The organism is Flavobacterium sp. T12S277 (genome assembly GCF_048514875.1).
GTDB lineage: Bacteria > Bacteroidota > Bacteroidia > Flavobacteriales > Flavobacteriaceae > Flavobacterium.
This window is the reverse complement of sequence record NZ_JBLYEG010000013.1, coordinates 149,611-171,955: the sequence shown is the minus strand read 5'-3', so window position 1 is coordinate 171,955 and position 22,345 is coordinate 149,611. Positions and strand designations below refer to the sequence as shown.

Below are 22,345 nucleotides of genomic sequence, written 5' to 3'. Positions count from 1 at the left end.
AAACCTGTCGGGTTTAAAAGGGTGCTGTGTTTTGTTTTTTGGGTTATTTTCTTTTGAAAACCTCCTCCCTAGCCCCGATAGAAGTGGAAATCCTTTTGCTTTTTCCTTTAAAAAGCAAAAGATTGTAACGCATAGCGGGAGATGGCTTCTAAAAACTTCAAATTCCAAATTCCAAATTCCAAACTTGAAGGCTTCGACTTCGCTCAGCCAGACAAAACTGCTCTTAGTTATGTTTTCGATCAGCTGGACAAAAATTACTCTTATATATAGGAAGGAAAAAATAAACCCGACAGGTTTTGGAAACCTGTCGGGTTGTAGATATAATAGAACAATAAAATTAGTCAAAACGGATGGCTTTAACAGGAGAGATCTTTGTGATTATATAGGAAGGAATTAACAACACTATAAAACACACTCCAACCGTAAGCAAATTCAACAAAACAATGTACCCCCAATTAAAATAGACCGGCGCCTGATTTACATAGTAGTTTTCGGGATTCAAACTAACAACGCCAAACTGCTGCTGAATCAACAACAAAGCAATACCTATTAGATTACCCCAAAACAAGCCCCGAACAATAAGATAAAACGCATTATACAAAAATACTTTTCGCACTGTCCAGTTATTTGCCCCCAATGCTTTTAGAATTCCAATCATTTGTGTTCGCTCCAGAATCAGGACCAATAAGGCCACAACCATATTAATAGTAGCAACCAATATCATTACCCCCAATATGACAATAATATTAAAATCAAAAAGCTGTAACCAATCGAATATATAACTGTACTTTTCGATTATTGTTTTGGTATCTAAATTAGACGACGTTTGATCGTAAATTTTCTCTCCTGTTGTTTTAATAGCATCAAAGTCATTAATAAATACTTCAAAGGCACCAATCTGATCGGCACTCCATTTATTTATCCTCTGAATATGCCTGATATCACCAAATATATAGGTCGCATCAAAATCCTGAAAACCTGAACTAAAAATTCCAGCGATTTTAAATCTTCGACTATTAGGCATTTTACCCTGCTCCTCTTTTATAAAAAAGGTATTAAAACTATCCCCAACTTTAAGATGAAGCCGGTTTGCAAGAAATCTGGAAATCAAAACATCCTCGTTTAAAGCTTTAGTATAGTCCGGCAATTTCCCTTCCACAAGATACTCTTCTATGTTCTTCCAGTCGTAATCTGCACCAACCCCTTTGAAAACTATACCTTCAAAAGAATTTTCTGTTCTGATAATTCCGGCTTTTGTGGCGATTGCCTGAATATGACTGACTTCAGGAACCGATTTGAAATTGGGATAAAATTCTTGTTTTTTCGAAATTGGAACCAGTGTAACCTCTGAATTGTTATTATCGAAATTGGAGATTACAATCTGCCCATTAAAAGCAGAAACTTTATCCCGTATTTTTTTCTGCAAACCTATCCCGGTCGCAACAGAAACAATCATCATTATCATACCAATAGCAATAGCCGAAATAGCAATTTTAATGATAGGAGCCGAGATACTGCTTTTAAAGTCCCTGGCCGTAATAAGCCTTTTAGCTATGAAATATTCTAAATTCAAATTTTAAGTTGTCTTGAAATTATTAATTATCTATCCCTGATTGATTCAAACCAAAAATACATTTTAAAAAGTAAAAAAGAATTGCTTCTAAAAACAATTACCAATTATTTAAGGTCTTACAAAGGAAGTTTCTTTTTCATTTCTTCCACTATATTATAAGCAGCAGGGCAAATCGCGACATTTTTTAAGGTTAAGTCGGCGATCTGATGAAACTTTTTACGATCGGTATGCGGAAACTCTCTGCATGCTTTTGGACGAACATCGTAAATCATACAATAATTTTCACTGTCCAAAAAAGTACAGGGAACACTTTTTAAAACATAATCCTTATCCTCATCAATTCGGAGATACTGCTCAATGAATTGCTGTGGTTTTTGTCTGAATGATTTTGAAATTCTTTCGATATCAGCCAAAGTAAATAAAGGCCCGGTTGTTTTACAGCAATTGGCACATTGCAAACAATCCGTTTTCTTAAATTCAGCATCATGCAAATCCTGCATCACATAATCCAAATTCTTTGGTTGTTTCTTTTTAAGCTTATCAAAATACTTTTTGTTTTCGATATGCTTATCTTTGGCTAACTTATTTAAGTTATTTAAAATTTGCTTCAAGTTTAAAATTTAAAGTTGATGTGCAAAATTAAACAACTTTAAACTTGAAACCTTAAACTTTGAACTAAAATACGATGAAAGATCTTTTCGGGAAAGCTATGTATGATTTCCAAACCAATAATTCACCAGAGGATATTATTACTGAAACTTCAATTTCTGAAGAAGATGAGATGAGTGTGGATTATTTATTTCGTTCGTATAACGAAATGCCTAAACTCGAACAAAAAGCATTACAATTGGCATTCGGAAAGACTTTGGATGTAGGCTGCGGAGCCGGAAGCCATAGTTTGTCTTTACAAAAGGATCGTAATCTGAACGTTACAGCAATTGACATTTCACCAAAAGCGATTGAAACCTGTAAGCTGCGTGGAGTACAAAACGCCCAGGTTCAAAATATTCTGGATTTTGACGAAGGAAAGTTCGATACTATCATTTTACTAATGAATGGTGTTGGAATTTTTGGCAAATTAAACAACTGCAACCAATACTTATCCAAACTTAAGTCATTACTGAACCCCGGAGGACAAATATTACTTGACAGCTCGGACATTATTTACATGTTTGACGAAGATGAAGATGGAGGAAAATGGATCCCTTCAAGTAATGATTATTATGGAGAGCTTGTTTTCAATATATCCTACAAAGGACACAAAGAAGAGCCTTTCGACTGGTTGTACCTGGACTACAATACCCTTCAAAATGCTGCTAATGCCAACGGATTAAAATGCGAATTGATCCTTGAAGGCGATCATTATGACTATCTGGCTAAACTTTCTTTATAAAATGAGTGAATTATGAACGAAACAGATTTAGAAAAACTAAAATATCCCATTGGAAAATTTCAAGCTCCAAAAGATTACGATGCTGAATATATTTCCACTAATATCGCCATCATCGAATCGTTTCCGAATAAATTAAAAAAAGAAACCATTAATTTGACTGAAGAACAGCTCGACACTCCCTATCGTCCTGACGGATGGACTGTTCGACAGGTAATTCACCATTGCGCCGAAAGCCATATGAACTGTTTTATCCGATTAAAATGGGCTTTAACAGAAAACAACCCGGTAATTAAGGCTTATGATGAAAAATTGTGGTCGGAGCTTCCGGATAATCTAAGCATGCCGATCGAACCAACCTTACAGTTATTAGAAGGATTGCACTTTAGAATAGCCTATATCCTAAAAAATCTAAGCGGGTCAGATTTAGAAAGATCATTTATTCATCCGGAAAATAATTCTGAATATTTATTAAAACAAATTATTGGAATGTATGCCTGGCACAGTAACCACCATCTGGCTCATATCACCTCCTTAAAAAAGAGCAGAAACTGGGATTAGAACAGACTGTTTATTTGTTTTACATAGCACCCACTATAAAAGAAAAAATCTCTTCAATTGAAGAGATTTTTTTATACCGATTTAAGGAATATTTAAATATTTATGCGTTTGTAACGAAACTCTCCATTTCGGATTGTTCATTACATAATCAACAATCAAAGGTGTCATTTCTTCTTTTTTACTCCATTCCGGCTGAAGAAACAATATGGCATTATCATTTACCAAGTCTGCCTGCTCTTCTGCAAAAATAAAATCGTGTTTGTTGTAAATAATCACTTTTAACTCATGCGCATTATCATATACGGTTTGAGTAGGCAGTTTATTTTTTTTAGGCGAAAGACAAATCCAATCCCAAGTACCCGATAACGGATAAGCTCCTGAAGTCTCGATATGAACTTTCATGTTTTTATCCTTCAACTTCTGAGTCAACAAACTCATGTCCCATGTTAACGGCTCACCACCAGTAATCACAACAGTGTCGGCCTGACTTGACGCATTATTTACAATTAAATCAATACTTGTTGGCGGATGTAACTCAGCATTCCAACTTTCCTTCACATCACACCAGTGACAACCAACATCACAGCCTCCAATTCGTATAAAGTAAGCTGCTGTTCCGGTATGAAAACCTTCTCCCTGAATGGTATAAAATTCTTCCATCAAAGGCAACATAGCTCCTTTATTAACTTCTAATTGTATTTCTTTTGATAACATTATTTTATTTTAAAGTGCAAAGATAGTCAATTAAATACGGAACAAAAAAAACCGATAGTTCAAAGAAACTATCGGTTTTATATTTAATTTAAAAACTTATATTATTTTAAAGCTTTTACAGATTGTGATGCATAAGCATTAGCAGGATCTAAAGCTAAAGTTTTATTGAAATATTCAACTGCTTTTACTTTATCGGTATTCGCATAACTAGCACCAATACTGTTGTAAGCTTCCACTAATTTTTTCACTGTAGCAGGCTTAGCCAATTCCTCAGCACCTTTAGCAGTGATACTTGTAATGTATTCTTCGTAGTTTTTAATGATTAAATCATCTTTCTCCAACAAGTTGTTGATTCTTCCTTTGTACAAGTAAGCTTCACTATAAGATGGAGAAGCTTCTAAGATTCTGTCAAAAGCAGCTTCAGCTTTTCCTAAAGCAACAGCATCTGCAGCTCCATTCGTTTTATTCGCGTTAGCATAATAAAGAGCAATACCGTAATAAATATTATCATCTAAGTAGTTTTTAGACTCTTTGTTCGTTGTTCCAAACTCTAAAATAGCAGCTGCCTGAGCAAATTGTTTTTTTCCAAACAAAGCTTTTCCTAAGTCACCAAGTTCTTCAACTACTAAAGGCTCTAATTCGATTGCTTTTTTGATATCTGCAACACCAGCATCAAACGAAGTCTGATCAACAGCTCCCTCTGCAGTAGTTCCTTTTTTAATTTTAGACAAACCTAAATACAAATAATCTCTACCAATTACTTTGTTTGAAGGTACTTTGATATAATCTTCAATCGATTTGATCGCAACATCTACATTTCCGTTCTCATAAGCAGCATAACCTAAGTATCTGAAAATTCTAGGATTTACTTTATCTTCAGCAATCATCTTGTTTGCAACAGTCTCTAAGCTCTTATAATCTTTAACCAAGATTAAGAAATCAGCGTGACGCATTTTAGAATCTAAAGAGTAATCTGTAAGACTTAAGTATTTCTCGTAGTTCGTAATTGCATTTTGCATGTTTACTTTTGAAGTAGATGGTTTATTTCTTCCCCATTTGTAATAAGTCTCTGCCAATTCTCTGTAAACAGGACCATAATTAGCATTTAAAGCAATTACTTCGTTAAAAGATTTGATAGCTTCATCATAAGATTTAGCTCCTTTTAACAAAACTCCTAATTGCATTTTAGCTCTTAAAAGTGTTGGATCTGCAGCAAACGCATCACGGTATGCTTTGTAAGCATCGTTTTGATTGTTTGCTCCATAGTATGCATCACCAATAGCTAAAAGTGCTGTTGCATTTTGAGGATCAATTGCCAAAGCACGTTTTAAATTTGCAACTGCATTTACGTAGTCTGGTGAAATAGAATTCATATAAGCTCTACCGATGTAGATAAACTCCTCTACATCTTTACGTTTCATATCTTTTATCGCCAAACCAAAATTTGCCTGAGCAGCAGTAGCATTTTTAGCATCAAGATCTAATTGACCTAATCCAATATAACTTAAGTTTTTCTTATCTGATGCCTGTAAACCATTTGCAAAATAAATTTTAGCAGAATCAATAATTGCCTGATTTAAATATACATTACCTAAAACAAAATTAGCTTCTCCATCAGATGGTTTTGCTTTGATGATTGATTTTAGCAATGATTTTGCTTTTTGAAATTGCTCAGCGTCGATTGCCTTTTTAGCTTCTTTGATATCTTGCGCTTTTGCTACAGTAGCTGAAGCAACTAAGGCAAGACTAAAAATTTTAAATTTATTCATCTTTATTTGTAATTAATTTATTCTTTATCTTTTAATATTTGATTCCTTATTTTAAGCTTTCTTCCAGGTGTTCTAATCGGTAACAAACCCGATTTGAGAACAATCCTTTGTCCAATATCACCGGCAATAAAGGATGCAAACCCCATTCCCAAACCAGAATAACCCTGGCAATTAATGATAAACAAATCACGTGCCAAAGGGTATTTTACTTCAGCAAGGTCATTTTGAGTTGGGCTGTAATATTGATTACTGTTTAATCCTTTAACGCTCAACACATTGATTTTCTTCATTACATCCGCCATGTTTGATGAAGGCTGAGAAAGCCAGTTCACCCCTACTACCCCAATCATACCATCGTTTTCAGATACAAATTTGATAACCTCGTCGTTTGTTTTAAAGGAAAACACTCCTTTTGCCGGAATGTCTTTAACTTTAGCCAGCTCTTTCATATAACGCACTGTACTAGAATTTGGATTGTCAAACACAAGTCCTTTAATTCTTGGATCAGGCTTACCCTGCATAAAATCGATTACCGTTTTCAACGCAATTAATGTATCATTATTGCCTTTGTTTGAAATAAAAGCAATTGCATCACTTGCAAAAGGCGTAACTCTCGGATTTATTTTACTTTTTTCAAATTTAGCCAATTCTTCCTTAGTCAAATCTCTAGTTGTAACAACCACTTTTGCTTTCTGATTCAATAAATCATTTATAAGCTCAGCTTCCGATTTAGGTTTTACATTTATTTTAGCGCCGTAATAGGTTCCTTCAAAAACAGCTACCTGATCATCAACAATAGGCTTTATAGTTTCATCGACAGTAATATCTATCGATCCTTTTAAAATTGTTTCTTTATCGCTTTCATTTTTGCTTTTTTGGTTACACATGGCAAACAAAAAAACAAAAACAACCAAGCCTGCAATTTTACTATACTTTAACATAATTACTGTGCATTTGAATTAATTAATCTCAAAAAACGAATTGCAGAATATACGATCAGTAATCCACCAAAAGCATATCTGTATTTTGGCTCCATATCCAGTGGAAGTTTCTCCCAAAACATAATCATTAAACCAAGCACAAGATATATTAAAAAAAACAGTATTCCTAAAACAAGAAGAAATCGCTCTTTGAGCGATTTCTTCTGAATATTATTAAGCATATCTTTTAACATTATTCTGCAGATTGAATAGTAATAGGCAGAGAGTAAAGTACCCTAACTTTTTTACCATTTTGCTCGCCAGGAGTCCATTTTGGACACTTTTTAAGAACACGAATCGCTTCTGCTCCAGTACCGTAACCGATATCCCTTAAAACTTTAATGTCGGTTAATGAACCGTCTTTTTCAACTACAAAAGTAACATAAACTTTACCTTTTAAACCTTCTTCTTCCGGAGTCTTGTAATTGTTTCCTACGAATTTGTAGAATTTCTCAATTCCTCCAGGGAAATCTGGTTTTACTTCGATACCTGCAGTATTATAAACGTTGTTATCTTCCTGAATGATCTCTGTAACTGGTCCTTTACCAACTGGCTCATCAACAGTTAAAACTGCATCCGGATCTCCTTTGATGGTTTCGTTACCTACTTTTTTATCCTTAAGTTCCTCAATTTTCGGAGGATCTTCAGTAACTTCATTTGCCTTAGCAACAACCGGCTTCACAAACTTCACCTGATCCACTTTTGGTGGTGGTGGCGGTGGTGGTGGTTGATTTGGCTTTACTTCCTCTTTTTTAGGAGGCAGTTTCACTGTGGCAATTTTAATATCTGTATTCACATCATCCTCACTGGAATCCGGTAAGTAACTTGCAATAAGAGGAGCTGCTACAGCAAAGCTAAAAATCACAGACCCTATGATAAGTGCTCTTACCGTAGTTTTATTGTTTGCTTTTCTTAACTCATATGCACCATATATCTTATTACGCCCTTCGAATACGATATCAAGCCACTGATTTTTGATTATATCTAACTTCATTTTTCTTGAGTATTAGGGTATTAAAAATTAAGATTGATCTTATTTTTTATCTACCAATTTTGTTTCTTCCGGTGTAAACTCAGGAACGATAGCATAAGTCTCAACTCCAGTAATTGCCATTTCATCTAATATATCAACTAAATTTCTGTAAGTTGATTTTTTAGTTGGTTTAATGATAACAATAATTCCATTTTTAGGTTTTCCTAAAGCTGTAGAATATTCTAAAACCGATTTCTTTCTTTTCAGAACTTCTCTACGAATCCCATCTTTACCATATGCAATATCTTTAGGTCCCGCGATAGGAGACTCTAATAATCCCATATAATAAACAATTTTATTATCAGCACCAAGCATTACTGTCATTGTACGATTCTCATCAACCTTAGTCGGTTTTACAGTTGGATCGTCCTCTTTATTTGGCAACGACAAATCCATCGATTGAGGTTTTGACAACGATGTGGTTAACATAAAGAATGTGATCAATAAGAATGCCAAATCTACCATCGCCGTTAAATCGACCTTAGAGTTCTGCTTTTTACTTCTTACTTTGCCACCTTTTCCGCCACCACCGTCGCCGGTATTTAATTCAGCCATTTTAGTGTATCTTTTTTAATTAAAAGTCTTTTCCTCTCATACCTGTAACTAAGTTAAAGGAATTGATTTTCTGATCTTGTAAAATATCCATAATCTTTTTGATTTGTGGATATTGTTCTTTAGCATCTCCTTTGATTGCAATCTGCAATTCTTTATCATCAAGGTCAATTGCAGCTCTTCTTGAAACTAAAAGCCACTCTTTTAACTGATTGTCTAAAGAATCGATTGGAATACCCGGTTGATTTGCTTTTGTTCTATCAGCCGCTTTCATATCGATGATTTGCTTTAAATTTGTTACTGGAACACCGAAGTCGTCCATTAAGGCAAATTTAGCTTTATCTTCTTCTGAAAAAGTAACTCCGAATTTTGAACCCATACCTTCAAGAGTTCTTTTACGGATCTCTCTTCCTTTGATATCAAAAAACACTTTGCTTTTTCCGTCTGCTCCCTTTCCAATAGTAATAATAGCCAAATCAGAATCTGGTAATTTACTTTGTACAGTTGAAGAAGGCATATCTACAGGAAGTGCTTCAGGTACTTTAGCAGTAGCAGTCAAGATAAAGAACGTAAGCAAAAGGAACGCAACATCACACATGGCAGTCATATCTGTCGATGTTGACTTCTTTTTCATTTTTAATTTAGCCATTATCTTTTATTTTATTTTGATATAATTAAATCTAATTATTGTTATATCAAAAATTAATTATTGTTTTAAACTTCCTCTGAATTTTCTGTAAGTATTCACGATTGTAGTACCAGCCTCATCGATAGAGTAAGTTAAATCGTCAATTTTAGCAGTAAAGAAGTTGTAAGAAACAATTGCAAAGATAGAAGTAGAGATACCTGTTGCAGTGTTGATAAGTGCCTCAGAGATACCTGTTGCAAGTGCAGCCTGGTCTGGAGTACCAGCAGAAGCTAACGCACCAAACGCTTTAATCATCCCCGATACTGTTCCTAATAATCCTCCTAATGTACCTAAAGATACTAAAGTAGAGATAATAGTCATATTTTTTTCTAACATTGGCATTTCTAATGAAGTAGCCTCTTCGATTTCTTTGTGGATTACTTCTGAAGCTTCTTCACTGTTGAAACCTTCTTTTTTAACATCTTGATATTTAATCAAAGCAGATTTAATTGCGTTTGCAACTGAACCTTGTTGTTTGTCACATGAAGCGATAGCAGCCTCGATGTTTCCTTCTTTAATGCTTCCTTGTACATTTTTCATAAATGCATCTAAGTTAGCTTTACCAGCAGCTTTACCGATAACGATATATCTCTCAATAGAAAAAACAACAACCATTAAAAGCATCCCTAATAAAACCGGTACGATAAAACCTCCTTTATATACCATTCCTAAAGTATTAATCGGGTGACCTGTTTCTGGATTTCCTCCTTCAAAGTTAGCGGAATCCCCCATAACGAATTTCCAGATTAACCATCCTACAAAAACACATGCTGCAATAATGATTCCTGAAATCATTCCTCCCCCATTTGAAGTGCTTTCTTTTTTAACTTTAACGTTTGCCATTTTTTTTAATTTTAATAGTTTTAAATAATTTTATTTTTTAGTTATATTTAACTTGTAGAGGAGCAAATTTATACGTTTAGTTTAAATAAAAAAACTTTTTTTAATTTAATTCAAGGAAATTTAACGTCAATTTAAAAAATATCTCATTAAATTGCTGAGTATGTTTTTTAGATAAAACAAAAAATAGGGCTAATAATGGGAAAATTACAACGTTTTAGTAAATATTCAAACAATCCTTTGATATCTTCTTAAAAAGTTGCGAAATTATTTTTTATATAATTTTCAACCAAAAAAGGCTTTTTCTTACTAAAAATAAAGAACCAAAAATGTTAAAAAATCGAGCAATACTCTTATAATCATCTAAATTACAAATAAAAACATGAATAAAAAAGATAATTTCATTCAGGATATAAATAATGGCTATGTTTCTAAGGGCGACAGCATCATTCTTGGCAGTGCCATTCTGGACGGAGAACCTCTTGGAGAGGCTCATGTGAAGATTCCCCTGAAAACATTAAACCGCCACGGATTAATAGCCGGCGCGACCGGAACAGGAAAAACCAAAACGATACAGGTTTTCTCTGAACAACTTTCGAATGCAGGGATTCCTGTTTTGATGATGGATATTAAAGGTGATTTTAGCGGAATTGCCGAAGAGGGTAAAGAAGAGGGTTTTATAACCGAGCGTCATGCCAAAATAAACATACCTTATAATGTAGCTTCTTTTCCTGTTGAGTTAATGTCGCTTTCCAAACAAAACGGAGTTCGTTTAAGAGCAACGGTTTCGGAGTTTGGTCCGGTACTTTTTTCCAGGATTTTAGATCTGAATGACACACAGGCGGGTGTGGTGGCTGTTATTTTTAAATATTGCGACGACAATAAAATGCCACTGTTAGATTTAAAAGACATCAAAAAGGTTCTCAATTATATTACCGAAGAAGGCAAAGACGAAATAGCAGCCAATTATGGCAAAATCTCAACCGCAACTACCGGCACGATTTTAAGAAAAATAATCGAACTGGAACAACAAGGTGGTGATTTGTTTTTTGGAGAGCTTTCGTTTGAAATTGACGATCTGATGCGAATTGACGAAAATGGAAAAGGATATGTAAACATTATCCGATTGACAGATATTCAGGACAAACCTAAATTGTTCTCGACTTTTATGTTGAGTTTACTGGCTGAAATTCATCAGCAAATGCCGGAGAAGGGAGATGTTGTACAACCGGAACTGGTTATTTTTATTGATGAAGCGCATTTGATCTTTAATGAAGCCAGTAAGGCATTACTGGAACAAATTGAAACGATTGTAAAACTAATTCGTTCTAAAGGTGTCGGAATTTATTTTGTAACCCAAAATCCGATGGATGTCCCGAGTGGTGTATTGGCACAATTGGGTTTAAAAATCCAGCATGCGTTAAGGGCTTTTACTGCCAATGACCGTCAGGCGATTAAAAAAACAGCAGACAATTATCCTACTTCACCTTATTATAAAACTGATGAGCTACTAACAAGTTTAGGAATCGGAGAAGCTTTGGTAACAGCCCTGAATGAAAAAGGTATCCCTACTCCTCTTGTTGCCACGATGATGCGTGCACCAATGAGCCGAATGGATGTTTTAACTCCCGACGAAATTGACGCCATCAACAGCAAGTCAAAACTGGTAAAAAAATATGTTGAGGAAATAGATCGCGAAAGTGCCTACGAAATTCTAAACAAAAAAATTGAACAGGCCACGCAGGCTGCGGCACAGCAAGAAGAAGAAACACCAACAAGATCATCTAAATCAGAGCCAAGCACCGCAAGCGTTGTTGGGAAATCGGTTTTAAAAGTGGTTACTAGTGCTACTTTTATTAGAGGTGTATTTGGAGTTCTGTCCAAAATCTTTAAGAAATAACAATTATCAATGGCAATATCAAAAATCAATGGCAATTACAATGTCCTTTTTAAATTGATTTTTGATATTGCAATTGATTTATTTCTGCAGTAATTCGAGAATTTTATACTCTACTTCGGGCGTATCCCAGATATTTTCGATATTGTCGATTCGCAATATTTGCTCCATAATTACATTTTGAAAATCTCCAATCGCCAGTGCTTCGCTGTAAGGGCGATCGCTAAAAGTTACCCGGCTGTAAAGCGGAATCCATTTATCGGGATGTTTGTCTGAGAAGGCTTTTTCAATTTTCTTTTGTAATAAGAATTTCTCATCGGCCGTTTTGGTACTCATTTCCATAAAATTGCGATAAGACAATTCGGCAATTGCATCGGCATTTGGTTTACGCGAGATCTGATATTCGTCAAAGACTTTCTTCCAATCGTCTCCGTATTTTTCGATCATTTCATTCAAAACCGTAATATCTTCAAAACCTGCATTCATCCCTTGTCCGTAAAACGGAACAATAGCATGACAGGCATCCCCTATCAAAGCAATTTTATCTTCGTAAGTCCACGGAAAACATTTCATGGTCACCAAAGTACTGGTTGGGTTTTTAAAGAAGTCATTTGCCAATTCAGGAATCACTTCGATCGAATCGGGGAAGTTTTTCGTAAAGAAATCTTCCACCATTTTACGATCTGTAAGCGAAGCAAATGAATTTTCACCCTCAAAAGGCATAAACAAAGTACAGGTAAAACTTCCATCCAGGTTAGGAAGTGCAATTAACATGTATTCGCCGCGTGGCCAAATATGGAAAGAGTTTTTATCTAATTTATGTGACGCATCGGCATTTGCCGGGATATTCAGTTCTTTGTAACCCATATTCAAAAATTCCTGCGAATAATTGAACATGCTCTGACGCTGCATTCGGTGTCTGATTCTCGAAAAAGCACCATCGGCACCAAAAACCATGTCGTATTTTTTCTCTTCCCACTCTCCTCTTTCGGTTTCCCCTATATGCAAAGTAGCATCACTTAGGGTTACATCCCAGATTTTTTGTTCAAAAAGAAATTCTGCTCCGGCTTCTTCCGCAAGATCAATCATTTTCCGATTAAGTGTTCCTCTGGAAATAGAATAGATCGATTCGCCTTCCTGCCCGTAATTCTGAAAATTGAGTTTATCGACCAAATGAATCGCTCTTTTGTCCATCGGAATAGCGATTTCCCGCACAGCATCTCCTACACCAACGCCATCGAGTGCTTTCCAGCCCCGATTAGACATTGCCAGATTAATAGAACGACCCGAAAAATTAATTTTGCGAATATCAGGACTACGATCATAAACATGAACGGTGTGACCTGCTTTTTTAAGATAAATTGCCAATAGCGATCCTACTAATCCGGAACCGACAACAGCAATTTTTAGTGAAGTTTGCATCAAGAAAAATCTAAATATAAGATCGTAAAAATAAGTAATAATTGTACATAAGCTTTAAAATAAACAAATTATTTACTGTAACCACTCACGACCGTTTCGATTTTTGTCAGGATTCGGAGTTAATTTAAAAATATAACAAAATGTTATTTTATTCGGTTTATCTAGAAAAATTAAACTCTTACTTTCGTACTCGGTTTTACCTTAATATATATCAAAATCATGGACAGCAAAATTTTACAATCAGAAATTATTCTGGAAAACGAAAAAGTACTATTAATTCCGTTTGAAAACGAAAGAAACATTGAGCTTAAAGAAATCATTTTTGACGATGCTATCTGGAAGTATATGGGTATGTATATTCGCGATGAAAAAGACTTTGAAAGCTATATTCAAAATACCTTAGAGCAAAAAGCCGCCGGAATTTGTTATCCTTTTTTAATTGTTGATAAAGCAACCAACAAGGTCGCCGGAAGTACAAGATACGGTTACCTTAATCCTGCCAGTCAAAAATGTGAAATTGGCTGGACCTGGTATGGGAAACAATTTCAGGGAACCGGTTTAAACAAAGCCTGTAAATTTGAATTGCTCAATTTTGGATTTGAAAATATTCAATTCCGAAGAATCCAGCTCAGTGCCGATCTCGAAAACAAAAAATCGCAACGAGCCATTGAAAAATTAGGCGCCACGAAAGAAGGTGTTTTCAGGAACAATTATATCGATTCGGAAGGAAAGAGCAAAGATGACGTTTATTACAGTATTATTTCAGAGGACTGGAAGGCTGTTAAAACGGAATATTTTCCTGAATTTATATAGGAAAACCGCCTCAACTATTGTGATAGAAAATTGGTATTTTAGCTTATTCTAAAACACCTCTTCTATGACGGAACTGCAGACCATATACCAAAGAACCATAAAATTTGCCGCAAAAAAACATGCCGACCAAAATCAGGTAATTCCCGGAACTAACCTCCCTTATGTTGTTCATTTAAGCAATGTGACAATGGAAATTCTATTGGCTTCGCAAAACACAACGACTTTTAATACTGCATTTGCAATTCAAACTGCATTACTCCACGATATACTTGAAGATACCCAAACTACATTTGAAGAACTTGTAACCGAATTTGATGAAGAAATTGCCAGGCTGTTCTGGCCTTAACAAAGGATTCTAAAATCCCTAAAGAAGAAAGAATGGCCGATAGTCTGGCCCGAATTAAAGAATTATCAAAAGAGGTCTGGGCGGTGAAATTAGCTGACCGAATAACTAATTTACAAGTTCCGCCAGAAAGCTGGAGTGTAGAAAAGATAAAAGAGTATCAGCAACAAGCTGTACAAATTCTAAACACGCTAAAAGGCGGCAACGTTTATTTAGAAAAAAGACTCTCCGAACGAATTGAAAATTATTTAACGTATTGTACCGTTGAAGAATTATAGGCAACAACTCATCAAAACATAATCTCAAAATGAATCTATATTCAGAACATTATGTAAGCGAAAAAAGCGAGCGGTTTGTGAATAAAATTTGGTGTCTGGACAATGGCAATGGTGAAACGACAATTGAAAACAAACTCGTTTTACCCAACGGCTGTTTTAATCTTGCTATTGTGAGCGGAACCTCGATAGAAGTTCACACGAGTAAGCAAAAATACGAGATGAACGAAGGGTTCTACTTTTGTTCGCAAATGACAAATAAGGTTTTGGTTAATATCAGACCTAAAACCAAAGTTACCATCATTCAATTACAAGCCTGGACGCTTTCGATGTTTCCTCAATATGATTTGAGCAATTTTAGCGATTCTATTATCAAAATCAATCCGGTCGAACTGCCTTTTGCCACTAAAACAGCTTATAATTTAAGCAATGACATTTCGGTATTGCTGACGACACTAAATGCCTATTTCGAGGAATTAAGTTTTACAAACCCTGACAAGAATACCATAGAAAGAATCTGTGAGATCATTAAACTTCGCAATGAGGAAATTTCGGTTTCGGAAATTGGGGAAGATTTAAAAGTCTCTCAGCGTTTATTGCAGATTAAATTTAAAGCAGCAACCGGACTTACCATTAAAAAATACATCCAGATTCTGAAATTCAGAAAATCGGTGGATCAAATGGTGCATTCCAATTTAGAAAAACTCAGTCTGACTGAAGTTGCGCTTTACAACAAGTATTTTGATCAGTCGCATTTTATAAAACAATTTAAAGGGGTTATGAAAACGACTCCCAAAACGTTCAACTCTAGTTTATATTTTCTTTCTAAAAAAAGATAGGATTTCGCATTTGTACAATTTTTAGATTTTAGATTGCAGTACTATTGCACCATCATCAATCAACCAAACCAATATAAAATGAAAACCAACCCCTCTATTTTTCAATTAAAAGTTTTTTTAATTGCAATGTTCCTTTTCCAGTTCCAAACCGGATTCTCTCAGGAAAAAAAAGGTTCCGAATTGTACCAAACCATCATGTCCAGAGACAGCCTTCTTTTTAATGTCGGTTTTAATACCTGCGATATCAGCCAGTTTGAAAATCTTTATACTGACGACTTTGAATTTTATCATGATAGAGATGGTCCTTCTGACAAAGCCACTTTTTTAGTCAACCTCAAAAAAGGTTTGTGCCGTTCTGTTGAAACGTACAAAGCAAGAAGGTATCTGGTTCCGGGCAGCACCGAAGTTTATCCGCTTTATAATAAAGGCTTATTGTATGGTGCGGTCCAAATGGGAATCCACCAATTTTATGAAAAATCAATAGGGAAAAATGAATCTTTTGCAGATGCTAAAGAAAAATTTGGAAGCACAGCGCGATTTACACACGTCTGGCTTTTAGCAAATGGTGTTTGGAAACTCAAAAGATCATTTAGTTACGATCACCAATATGTCAGTACTGCGGGTACCAAATCGGATATTTTTGACAACGATGCCGAAATTAAAAAATGGCTGGTACAAAACAATATTCCGGCACTGGGAATTGGTTTAATCAACGATGGAAAGTTACAGGAAGTAAAAGTATTTGGCGAACTCAAAAAAGGAGTTGCGGCCCCTTATAATTCGATTTGGAATGTGGCTTCTTTAACCAAGCCTGTTACGGCAATAGTTACTTTAAAATTAGTGAGTGCCGGAAAATGGGATCTCGACGAGCCTCTTTACAAATACTGGACAGATCCGGATATTGCAAATGATCCTAATACTAAATTGCTAACGACCCGAATTGTCTTAAGTCATCAAACCGGTTTTCCAAACTGGAGGTTCATGAACAAATCAGGCAAACTGGATTTTAAATTTAAACCCGGAACAAAACACCAATATTCGGGAGAAGGTTTAGAGTATTTGAGAAGGGCCTTAGAAAAGAAATTTCATAAAACGCTGGATCAGTTAGCTGGTGAATTGGTTTTTAAACCTCTAAAAATGAACGACACTCAGTTGGTCTGGAACGATAAAATTGATTTATCAAGATATGCCATTGGTTACGACAATAAAGGGAATGCATATGAACCTACTAAAAACAAAACCGCAAATGCTGCCGATGATTTACTAACGACTATTGAAGATTACGGAACGTTTTTATGCAGCGTTATGAACAGCGATGGACTGAGCAAAAAAGTTTTTGAAGACATGACTTCCCATCAGATTCAAACCAAGAAAAATAAGTACTTCGGACTGGGTTTTGAAATTTATAATTTAGGAGATAACGATTATGCCTTATCGCATGGCGGAGCGGATCAGGGTGTTCAAACCATTTTCTTATTGCTTCCAAAAACCAAACAAGGTCTGCTTATTTTCACCAATGTTGATGATGGTTATAAGGTTTATGAAAAGATTGTAACACACTATTTTGGTGAGAAGGGTCAGAAAATAATTGATATAGAAACGAAATAAATCCTTATTCGGAAATCCATGCTAAAGTTATTTATCCTTATTGTGCAATTTTTAGGTGAAGTGTTATTCGCCTAAACCAACTCAGTTATTTTAGAGATACAGATCACAGAGGAGGAATTCATCCTCATCGAGGAATAAAAAATAAAGATTGAAAGGTAAAGAAAATTGTTAGTTATGAGCATAGACCTTTAAAATAGTAGCATTGCGTCTATGCTCTCCCGCTAGTGTGTTAAAAAAAAGATAAAAAAAGGATTGATTCTGAAACTTAATTAAAAATGAGTCGTCTAACAAAAGACGACAACATAATCCTGAACAGATTACGGAGTTTCAATCATCAAATCAAAAATCAATCACTGGTTTACTAACCTTAATCATCAATCAATATGAAGCAACCAATCAAACTAGTTGTTCTTAGCGTTCTTTTCCTTTTTTTCGCTATAAACATCTCTTCCGCACAGGACAAAGCAAAACAAATTGACCAACTTTTAAGTACGTACAATCAATACGGACAATTTAATGGTTCGGCACTGGTTACCGAAAATGGAAAAATCATTTTTAAGAAAGGATACGGTTCTGCCAATATGGAATGGAATATTCCGAATCAGCCCAATACCAAATTCAGATTGGGCTCGATCACCAAACAATTTACAGCCTTTTTAATCGTCAAATTAGTTGAAGATGGAAAACTGAAACTAGATGTTCCTATCACTACTTATTTACCCGATTACCCTAAAGAAACCGGCGATAAAATAACGCTTCATCATTTGCTTACGCATACGTCGGGAATTCCAAATTACACTTCTTTACCTGATTTTTTCAAAGATAAAAGCCGAAATCCTTATACCCCTGAAGAGTTTGTTAAAACGTTCTCTACTTTACCGCTTGATTTTACTCCGGGTGAAAGATTCAGTTATAGTAATTCCGGATATTTCCTTTTAGGATATATTATCGAAAAAGTTACCGGAAAAACATACGAGCACTATTTGCAAGAGACCATCTTTACGCCATTGAAGATGGTCAATTCCGGCTATGATCGCCCCGAAGTCCTTTTGGAGAACAGAGCTGCCGGTTATGAGAAAAACGCCAAAAAAATTAGTAATGCTTCCTATATCGACATGAGTATACCTTATGCGGCAGGTTCTTTATATTCTACGGTGGAGGATTTGTACCTATGGGATCAGGCGCTTTATGCCAATAAAATACTTTCTGCGGCATCAACAGAATTATTATTCAAACCTTACATCAGCACAAGAAAAAATGAGTCTTACGGCTACGGATGGGTTGTCAGCAACAACAATAAAGGAAAAGATGCCGCCCAATTAAAAATTGTTGAACATGGTGGTGGAATCAATGGTTTTAACACCAATATCGTTCGTATTGTGACGGATAAAAATCTAATTGTTTTACTTAACAACACCGGCGGAACTGTTTTGGATGAAATGAGCAATGCGATCAGAGCCATTTTGTACAAACAATCCTTCAACCAGCCGAAAAAATCTTTGGCGTTTGAGCTTTTGGATGTTTTCACGGAACAAGGGGTTACAAGCGGAACGGCTGCCTATACCAAATTAAAAAACGATCCTACTTACGCTATCAAGGAAAACGACATGAATGACGTGGGCTATCAACTTTTACAAAAAAGAAAAATTAAAGAGGCAATCGAGATTTTTAAAATAAATGCCGCTTCTTTTCCAAAATCCGGAAACGTATATGATAGTTTAGGAGAAGCCTATTTGGCTGATGGGGATAAAAAACTTGCGTTTGTAAATTATTCCAAATCAGTTGAACTGGATCCCAAAAATGAAAACGGCAAAAAGGTATTAGAAGAAATTTCGAAAAACAATACAAAATAACACTCAGCAAACTTCTTTAAAAACTCCGATAAAACTGATTCTGAATTTGTTTTATCGGAGTTATTTTTTGTTACAATTTCTAACAATCAGATTCGATAATTAAATATTTAAAATAGTATTTTAGCACCGCCCAAAAAAATGATAATAAATCCCAAATCAACCTGATTTACAACAAGAACTGTTGTAAACTGTTTTACTTAACCTATGAAAAAATTAAAGAAACAGACTCTTTTAGTGTTCGTACTATGCATGTTTATTCCGCTCATTGGTAATTCTCAAACCTCTGGAAAAACAGTCCCAATGCCTTCTCAGCAAAACAAAATTATAATTGATAAAATTGTGGAAGCTGCAAATTACAAAACCTATGTGACCGATTTTTGTCTGGCAACCATCAACGAGGCCGCTCTTAAAGAAAAATGGAACGATCAAAAAACAGTCGAAATAACCGGAAGTATCAACTATAAAAACTTCCGTGACGCTGTTTACAATATGTTTGCTTTTTATAACGAAATAGAATTAGAAGCATTACTAAAAACGTACCAAAAAGATACTGTATACCAAACTACAAATGTCATGGTTACCAACGATGCACTGGGCTATAACCTTGAAATATTTGCAAATGATATTGTTCGTGGCAGGTATAAGTAAAATGTTAATGGTTAATTGTTAATTGTTAACTTGAAACTTGGAATTTGGAATTTGGAGTTTGGAGTTTGGAGTTTGAAACTTAAAGCCTGAAACCAAAAACACTACTTCGCTTTTGGTTTCAAAACTAACTTGGTTGATGTTTTAACAATCTCCTCTTTATTCAATTTCATCTTTCTGAATTTTCCGGCATTGTACATTTCGGCCTGGTCGTCGTAGTGTTTGCTAAACGGGTTACCGGATTGCCCGGTTGGCAAAATACTCCAGCTGTTTTCGATATCTGAGAAATCAATAACCCTTCTGGTTGAAGGTCCGCCTTTTACATGATACTCTCCTTCTTTATTGAATCCAAAAAACTGGTTGTTTATTACCTCATTTGATCCCGGAGCAGCAAAAGGTCCTACGTTAAAAAGTCGGCGTAAAGCAGCTATTTTCCCCAGAGGATGTTGGTGTTCTACGGTATGTGCTTTCCCCCAATGCCAATCTGCTACGGTATTGCCCAATTGCTCCTGAAGTCCTGCTACCGCTTCATGAAATGATTTTGAAACAATATCACTTCTGGTTTCTTTTTTATTTTTGGTTTTGATATCGTCCCACCAAACGGAGTTTTCCTTTTCAATTTGTCTCGCAATAATTTGTTTGCCCAAAGAGGTATCCAGGTATAAACTAAAATTATCGCCCCCCATCTCGTCTTCGAAAGTATTTTTTAAATACAGATAAACCCATTTATTATAAATCGTTGGCCCAACATCTTCCAGATTATTGGTTCCTTTCCATGCCTTTAAAACGTTTATCGCTTCTTTTTCTTCTGTTGAAAGTGAACTGCCGGCTACAGCTGCAATCAGACGCTGCACTACTCCCGGCGAAACAGGTGAAGTGTTGTCAAAGATCATCTTACTGATCGCTTGTTTATCCCAATCTGATTTTGCATCCATTATCGCTGAAATTCTTTTTGCACGATCTTCCGGTAAATAATAACCCGGATATAAAAAACCATCTATAGCTTCCGGCTGATTATTTGCAGAGTACACATACCCCCATTTTGGATTCTCGGCAGAAGGATTTTTCGAAAAATCTAAATATTCTTTAATATCATCTTTGCCGCTTGCACCATCCAAAATAAGAAAAGTATTTACGTCTTTATCGTGTTTATAAAGTTTTCCGGTTGCCCACCATGCCACATTTCCTTTGGCATCACCATACATTACGTTCAAGCCTGGTGCTGCAACCAGCGAAACTGCTTTTCTAAAATCGTCTTTGTTTTTAGCATGTGAAAGTCCGTAAACCGCATCTAAAATCTGAATAGGCTGTTGTGTATACACCCACGACATGGCGATAGGATTCTTTTTATCTAAGTGATCCAGTACATCATTCATAATTGGCCCGTGACGACTTGATTTAACCGTCAAAACCACATCTGAGGTATCTTTTACTTTTATCGTTTTTTTCAGGGTTGTATAAGCCGCAAAACCTGTTGGAGTCTGATACTGGTTGGAATCACCGCTTTTATTTTTTTCCTGATAAAAATCGATATCATCATTCTCAAACATCGTCAGTCCGTAAGCATAATTGCGGTTGTGCGCCAATAGCGGATAAGGTGTTCCGGCCAGATAACAGCCGTACAATTCAAAATCAGGTGTTATCAAATGGGCTTCGTACCAGGTCGCAGGCTGTGAAAAACTGATATGCGGATCGTTTGCAAAAATCACTTTTCCGCTTTTCGTTTTAGTTGGTCCCGCCACCCAGCTGTTACTTCCCACAAAAGGAGGTATGAGTGAGTTGTCCAGCAATGCCGCCACCGACTTTGAAATGGCAGTATATTCTTCGATGTTTTCTTTTGAATTTTTGATTCTTGTGGTGTTAAACTCCCCTTCAATTCCTAAGTCTTTTAAATATTCGACACCATATTTATCGCGGACGAAGGTCAATAACGGATCTGTTTTTTGAGCCATAGCAAAACTAAAAGACATGTATCCAAAAATATTATACACGTCTTTGATCGTGAATTTTTCTTTTTTCACCCCTACCAGCGTAAACTCAACCGGAGTTGGTCCTTCTTCCAGATATTGATTTATTCCGTCCAGATAAGCCATTGTCATTTTATAACTCTGACTGTTCGGATCTAATTTCGCAATGGCTTTTGCCGAAGCTTCTTCAATACCAATTCCGGAGAAAAATTTATCATTTTTTAGTGCAACCGATCCAAAGATTTCCGATAATTTTCCGGGTGCAATTCTTCGAAGCAATTCCATTTGCCATAATCGTTCCTGTGCATGAACGTAACCCAGGGCGGTCATAGCATCTTTTTCAGAATCAGCATAAATATGGGGCACTCCAAAATCATCAAAATATACCGTCGTTTCTTTCTGGAGATTTTTCAATTCTACTTCGCCTTCGTATTTAGGCTTCAAGTGAAAAATGTAAGCGCATAAACCGATTCCAAGAATAACGATCAATACCAATAGTACCAGCAGAATTTTTTTAATTTTTCTCATATTTATGAAACGTATAAGGATAAATGATTTTGAAATGATATAACTTAAATTTAAA

The 22,345-nt window shown here is 35.6% G+C and carries 23 protein-coding genes; 10 read left to right on the top strand and 13 right to left on the bottom strand.

Features of this window, described 5'->3' with window-relative positions; genetic code table 11:
• The 3 genes from ACN1CN_RS18150 to ACN1CN_RS18140 all read right to left on the bottom strand — a co-directional run.
• Nucleotides 1-345, bottom strand: a 345-nt coding sequence (locus ACN1CN_RS18150; RefSeq protein WP_419136625.1) for a hypothetical protein, incomplete at its 3' end; no start/stop codon positions are given.
• Nucleotides 338-1,573: an ABC transporter permease gene (locus tag ACN1CN_RS18145; RefSeq protein ID WP_291287804.1), complete on the bottom strand. Its 1,236-nt coding sequence runs from the start codon at nucleotides 1,571-1,573 to the stop codon at nucleotides 338-340. The genes ACN1CN_RS18145 and ACN1CN_RS18150, both read right to left, overlap by 8 nt.
• A gap of 116 nt (nucleotides 1,574-1,689) precedes the next feature.
• Nucleotides 1,690-2,184: a YkgJ family cysteine cluster protein gene (locus tag ACN1CN_RS18140; protein ID WP_419136624.1), complete on the bottom strand. Its 495-nt coding sequence runs from the start codon at nucleotides 2,182-2,184 to the stop codon at nucleotides 1,690-1,692.
• A 74-nt stretch (nucleotides 2,185-2,258) separates the two neighbouring features.
• Here ACN1CN_RS18140 and ACN1CN_RS18135 point away from each other — a divergent pair, with 74 nt between their 5' ends.
• Together ACN1CN_RS18135 and ACN1CN_RS18130 are read left to right on the top strand one after the other, a co-directional pair.
• Nucleotides 2,259-2,966, top strand: coding sequence for a class I SAM-dependent methyltransferase (locus ACN1CN_RS18135; protein WP_419136623.1), 708 nt, complete (start codon nucleotides 2,259-2,261; stop codon nucleotides 2,964-2,966).
• Between the two features lie 12 nt (nucleotides 2,967-2,978).
• Complete coding sequence (locus tag ACN1CN_RS18130) at nucleotides 2,979-3,524, top strand: YfiT family bacillithiol transferase (RefSeq protein WP_419136622.1); 546 nt, start codon at nucleotides 2,979-2,981, stop codon at nucleotides 3,522-3,524.
• Between the two features lie 81 nt (nucleotides 3,525-3,605).
• Here ACN1CN_RS18130 and ACN1CN_RS18125 read toward each other — a convergent pair whose 3' ends face one another.
• From ACN1CN_RS18125 to ACN1CN_RS18090, 8 genes are all read right to left on the bottom strand, one after another.
• A complete protein-coding gene (locus ACN1CN_RS18125; protein ID WP_291287808.1) occupies nucleotides 3,606-4,238 on the bottom strand; it encodes a 7-carboxy-7-deazaguanine synthase QueE in 633 nt (210 codons plus the stop codon).
• 101 nt (nucleotides 4,239-4,339) lie between these two features.
• Nucleotides 4,340-6,007 (bottom strand): tetratricopeptide repeat protein, encoded by a 1,668-nt coding sequence (locus tag ACN1CN_RS18120; RefSeq protein WP_419136621.1) that lies wholly within the window; start codon nucleotides 6,005-6,007, stop codon nucleotides 4,340-4,342.
• 17 nt (nucleotides 6,008-6,024) lie between these two features.
• On the bottom strand, nucleotides 6,025-6,948 hold the full coding sequence (locus ACN1CN_RS18115) for a PstS family phosphate ABC transporter substrate-binding protein (protein ID WP_419136620.1): 924 nt from the start codon (nucleotides 6,946-6,948) through the stop codon (nucleotides 6,025-6,027).
• Nucleotides 6,949-6,950: 2 nt separating this feature from the next.
• On the bottom strand, nucleotides 6,951-7,181 hold the full coding sequence (locus ACN1CN_RS18110; protein WP_291287811.1) for a hypothetical protein: 231 nt from the start codon (nucleotides 7,179-7,181) through the stop codon (nucleotides 6,951-6,953).
• Nucleotides 7,181-7,981 carry an energy transducer TonB gene (locus tag ACN1CN_RS18105; protein WP_419136619.1) on the bottom strand — a complete coding sequence of 267 codons (801 nt, stop codon included), beginning with the start codon at nucleotides 7,979-7,981 and terminating at the stop codon, nucleotides 7,181-7,183. The genes ACN1CN_RS18110 and ACN1CN_RS18105 overlap by 1 nt, the downstream gene beginning before the upstream one ends.
• Before the next feature lie 39 nt (nucleotides 7,982-8,020).
• Nucleotides 8,021-8,575 (bottom strand): ExbD/TolR family protein, encoded by a 555-nt coding sequence (locus tag ACN1CN_RS18100; RefSeq protein ID WP_419136618.1) that lies wholly within the window; start codon nucleotides 8,573-8,575, stop codon nucleotides 8,021-8,023.
• A gap of 19 nt (nucleotides 8,576-8,594) precedes the next feature.
• On the bottom strand, nucleotides 8,595-9,221 hold the full coding sequence (locus ACN1CN_RS18095; RefSeq protein WP_419136617.1) for an ExbD/TolR family protein: 627 nt from the start codon (nucleotides 9,219-9,221) through the stop codon (nucleotides 8,595-8,597).
• 57 nt (nucleotides 9,222-9,278) lie between these two features.
• On the bottom strand, nucleotides 9,279-10,103 hold the full coding sequence (locus ACN1CN_RS18090; RefSeq protein ID WP_419136616.1) for a MotA/TolQ/ExbB proton channel family protein: 825 nt from the start codon (nucleotides 10,101-10,103) through the stop codon (nucleotides 9,279-9,281).
• A gap of 379 nt (nucleotides 10,104-10,482) precedes the next feature.
• Between ACN1CN_RS18090 and ACN1CN_RS18085 the strand changes: the two genes are divergently transcribed.
• Nucleotides 10,483-12,000 carry a helicase HerA-like domain-containing protein gene (locus ACN1CN_RS18085; protein WP_419136615.1) on the top strand — a complete coding sequence of 506 codons (1,518 nt, stop codon included), beginning with the start codon at nucleotides 10,483-10,485 and terminating at the stop codon, nucleotides 11,998-12,000.
• Nucleotides 12,001-12,078: 78 nt separating this feature from the next.
• Here the strand turns inward: ACN1CN_RS18085 and ACN1CN_RS18080 are convergent, their stop codons facing one another.
• Nucleotides 12,079-13,419, bottom strand: coding sequence for an FAD-dependent oxidoreductase (locus ACN1CN_RS18080; protein WP_419136614.1), 1,341 nt, complete (start codon nucleotides 13,417-13,419; stop codon nucleotides 12,079-12,081).
• 219 nt (nucleotides 13,420-13,638) lie between these two features.
• Between ACN1CN_RS18080 and ACN1CN_RS18075 the strand changes: the two genes are divergently transcribed.
• The 7 genes from ACN1CN_RS18075 (at nucleotide 13,639) to ACN1CN_RS18045 (ending at nucleotide 19,798) form a co-directional block, all read left to right on the top strand.
• Nucleotides 13,639-14,232, top strand: coding sequence for a GNAT family N-acetyltransferase (locus ACN1CN_RS18075; protein ID WP_419136613.1), 594 nt, complete (start codon nucleotides 13,639-13,641; stop codon nucleotides 14,230-14,232).
• Nucleotides 14,233-14,296: 64 nt separating this feature from the next.
• On the top strand, nucleotides 14,297-14,578 hold the full coding sequence (locus tag ACN1CN_RS18070) for a hypothetical protein (RefSeq protein ID WP_419136612.1): 282 nt from the start codon (nucleotides 14,297-14,299) through the stop codon (nucleotides 14,576-14,578).
• Nucleotides 14,579-14,610: 32 nt separating this feature from the next.
• Nucleotides 14,611-14,853 (top strand): hypothetical protein, encoded by a 243-nt coding sequence (locus tag ACN1CN_RS18065; RefSeq protein ID WP_419136611.1) that lies wholly within the window; start codon nucleotides 14,611-14,613, stop codon nucleotides 14,851-14,853.
• A gap of 29 nt (nucleotides 14,854-14,882) precedes the next feature.
• Complete coding sequence (locus tag ACN1CN_RS18060; RefSeq protein ID WP_419136610.1) at nucleotides 14,883-15,689, top strand: helix-turn-helix domain-containing protein; 807 nt, start codon at nucleotides 14,883-14,885, stop codon at nucleotides 15,687-15,689.
• A gap of 78 nt (nucleotides 15,690-15,767) precedes the next feature.
• Nucleotides 15,768-17,297, top strand: a complete 1,530-nt coding sequence (locus ACN1CN_RS18055; RefSeq protein ID WP_419136609.1) for a serine hydrolase — start codon at nucleotides 15,768-15,770, stop codon at nucleotides 17,295-17,297.
• A 383-nt stretch (nucleotides 17,298-17,680) separates the two neighbouring features.
• Nucleotides 17,681-19,150 (top strand): serine hydrolase, encoded by a 1,470-nt coding sequence (locus ACN1CN_RS18050; RefSeq protein ID WP_419136608.1) that lies wholly within the window; start codon nucleotides 17,681-17,683, stop codon nucleotides 19,148-19,150.
• 204 nt (nucleotides 19,151-19,354) lie between these two features.
• Entirely contained in the window at nucleotides 19,355-19,798 is a 444-nt protein-coding gene (locus ACN1CN_RS18045; RefSeq protein WP_264525432.1) for a hypothetical protein, read from the top strand.
• A 101-nt stretch (nucleotides 19,799-19,899) separates the two neighbouring features.
• On the opposite strand, the gene ACN1CN_RS18040 is transcribed toward ACN1CN_RS18045, so the two are convergent.
• Nucleotides 19,900-22,290 (bottom strand): penicillin acylase family protein, encoded by a 2,391-nt coding sequence (locus tag ACN1CN_RS18040; protein WP_419136607.1) that lies wholly within the window; start codon nucleotides 22,288-22,290, stop codon nucleotides 19,900-19,902.
• Nucleotides 22,291-22,345 lie beyond the last annotated feature (55 nt).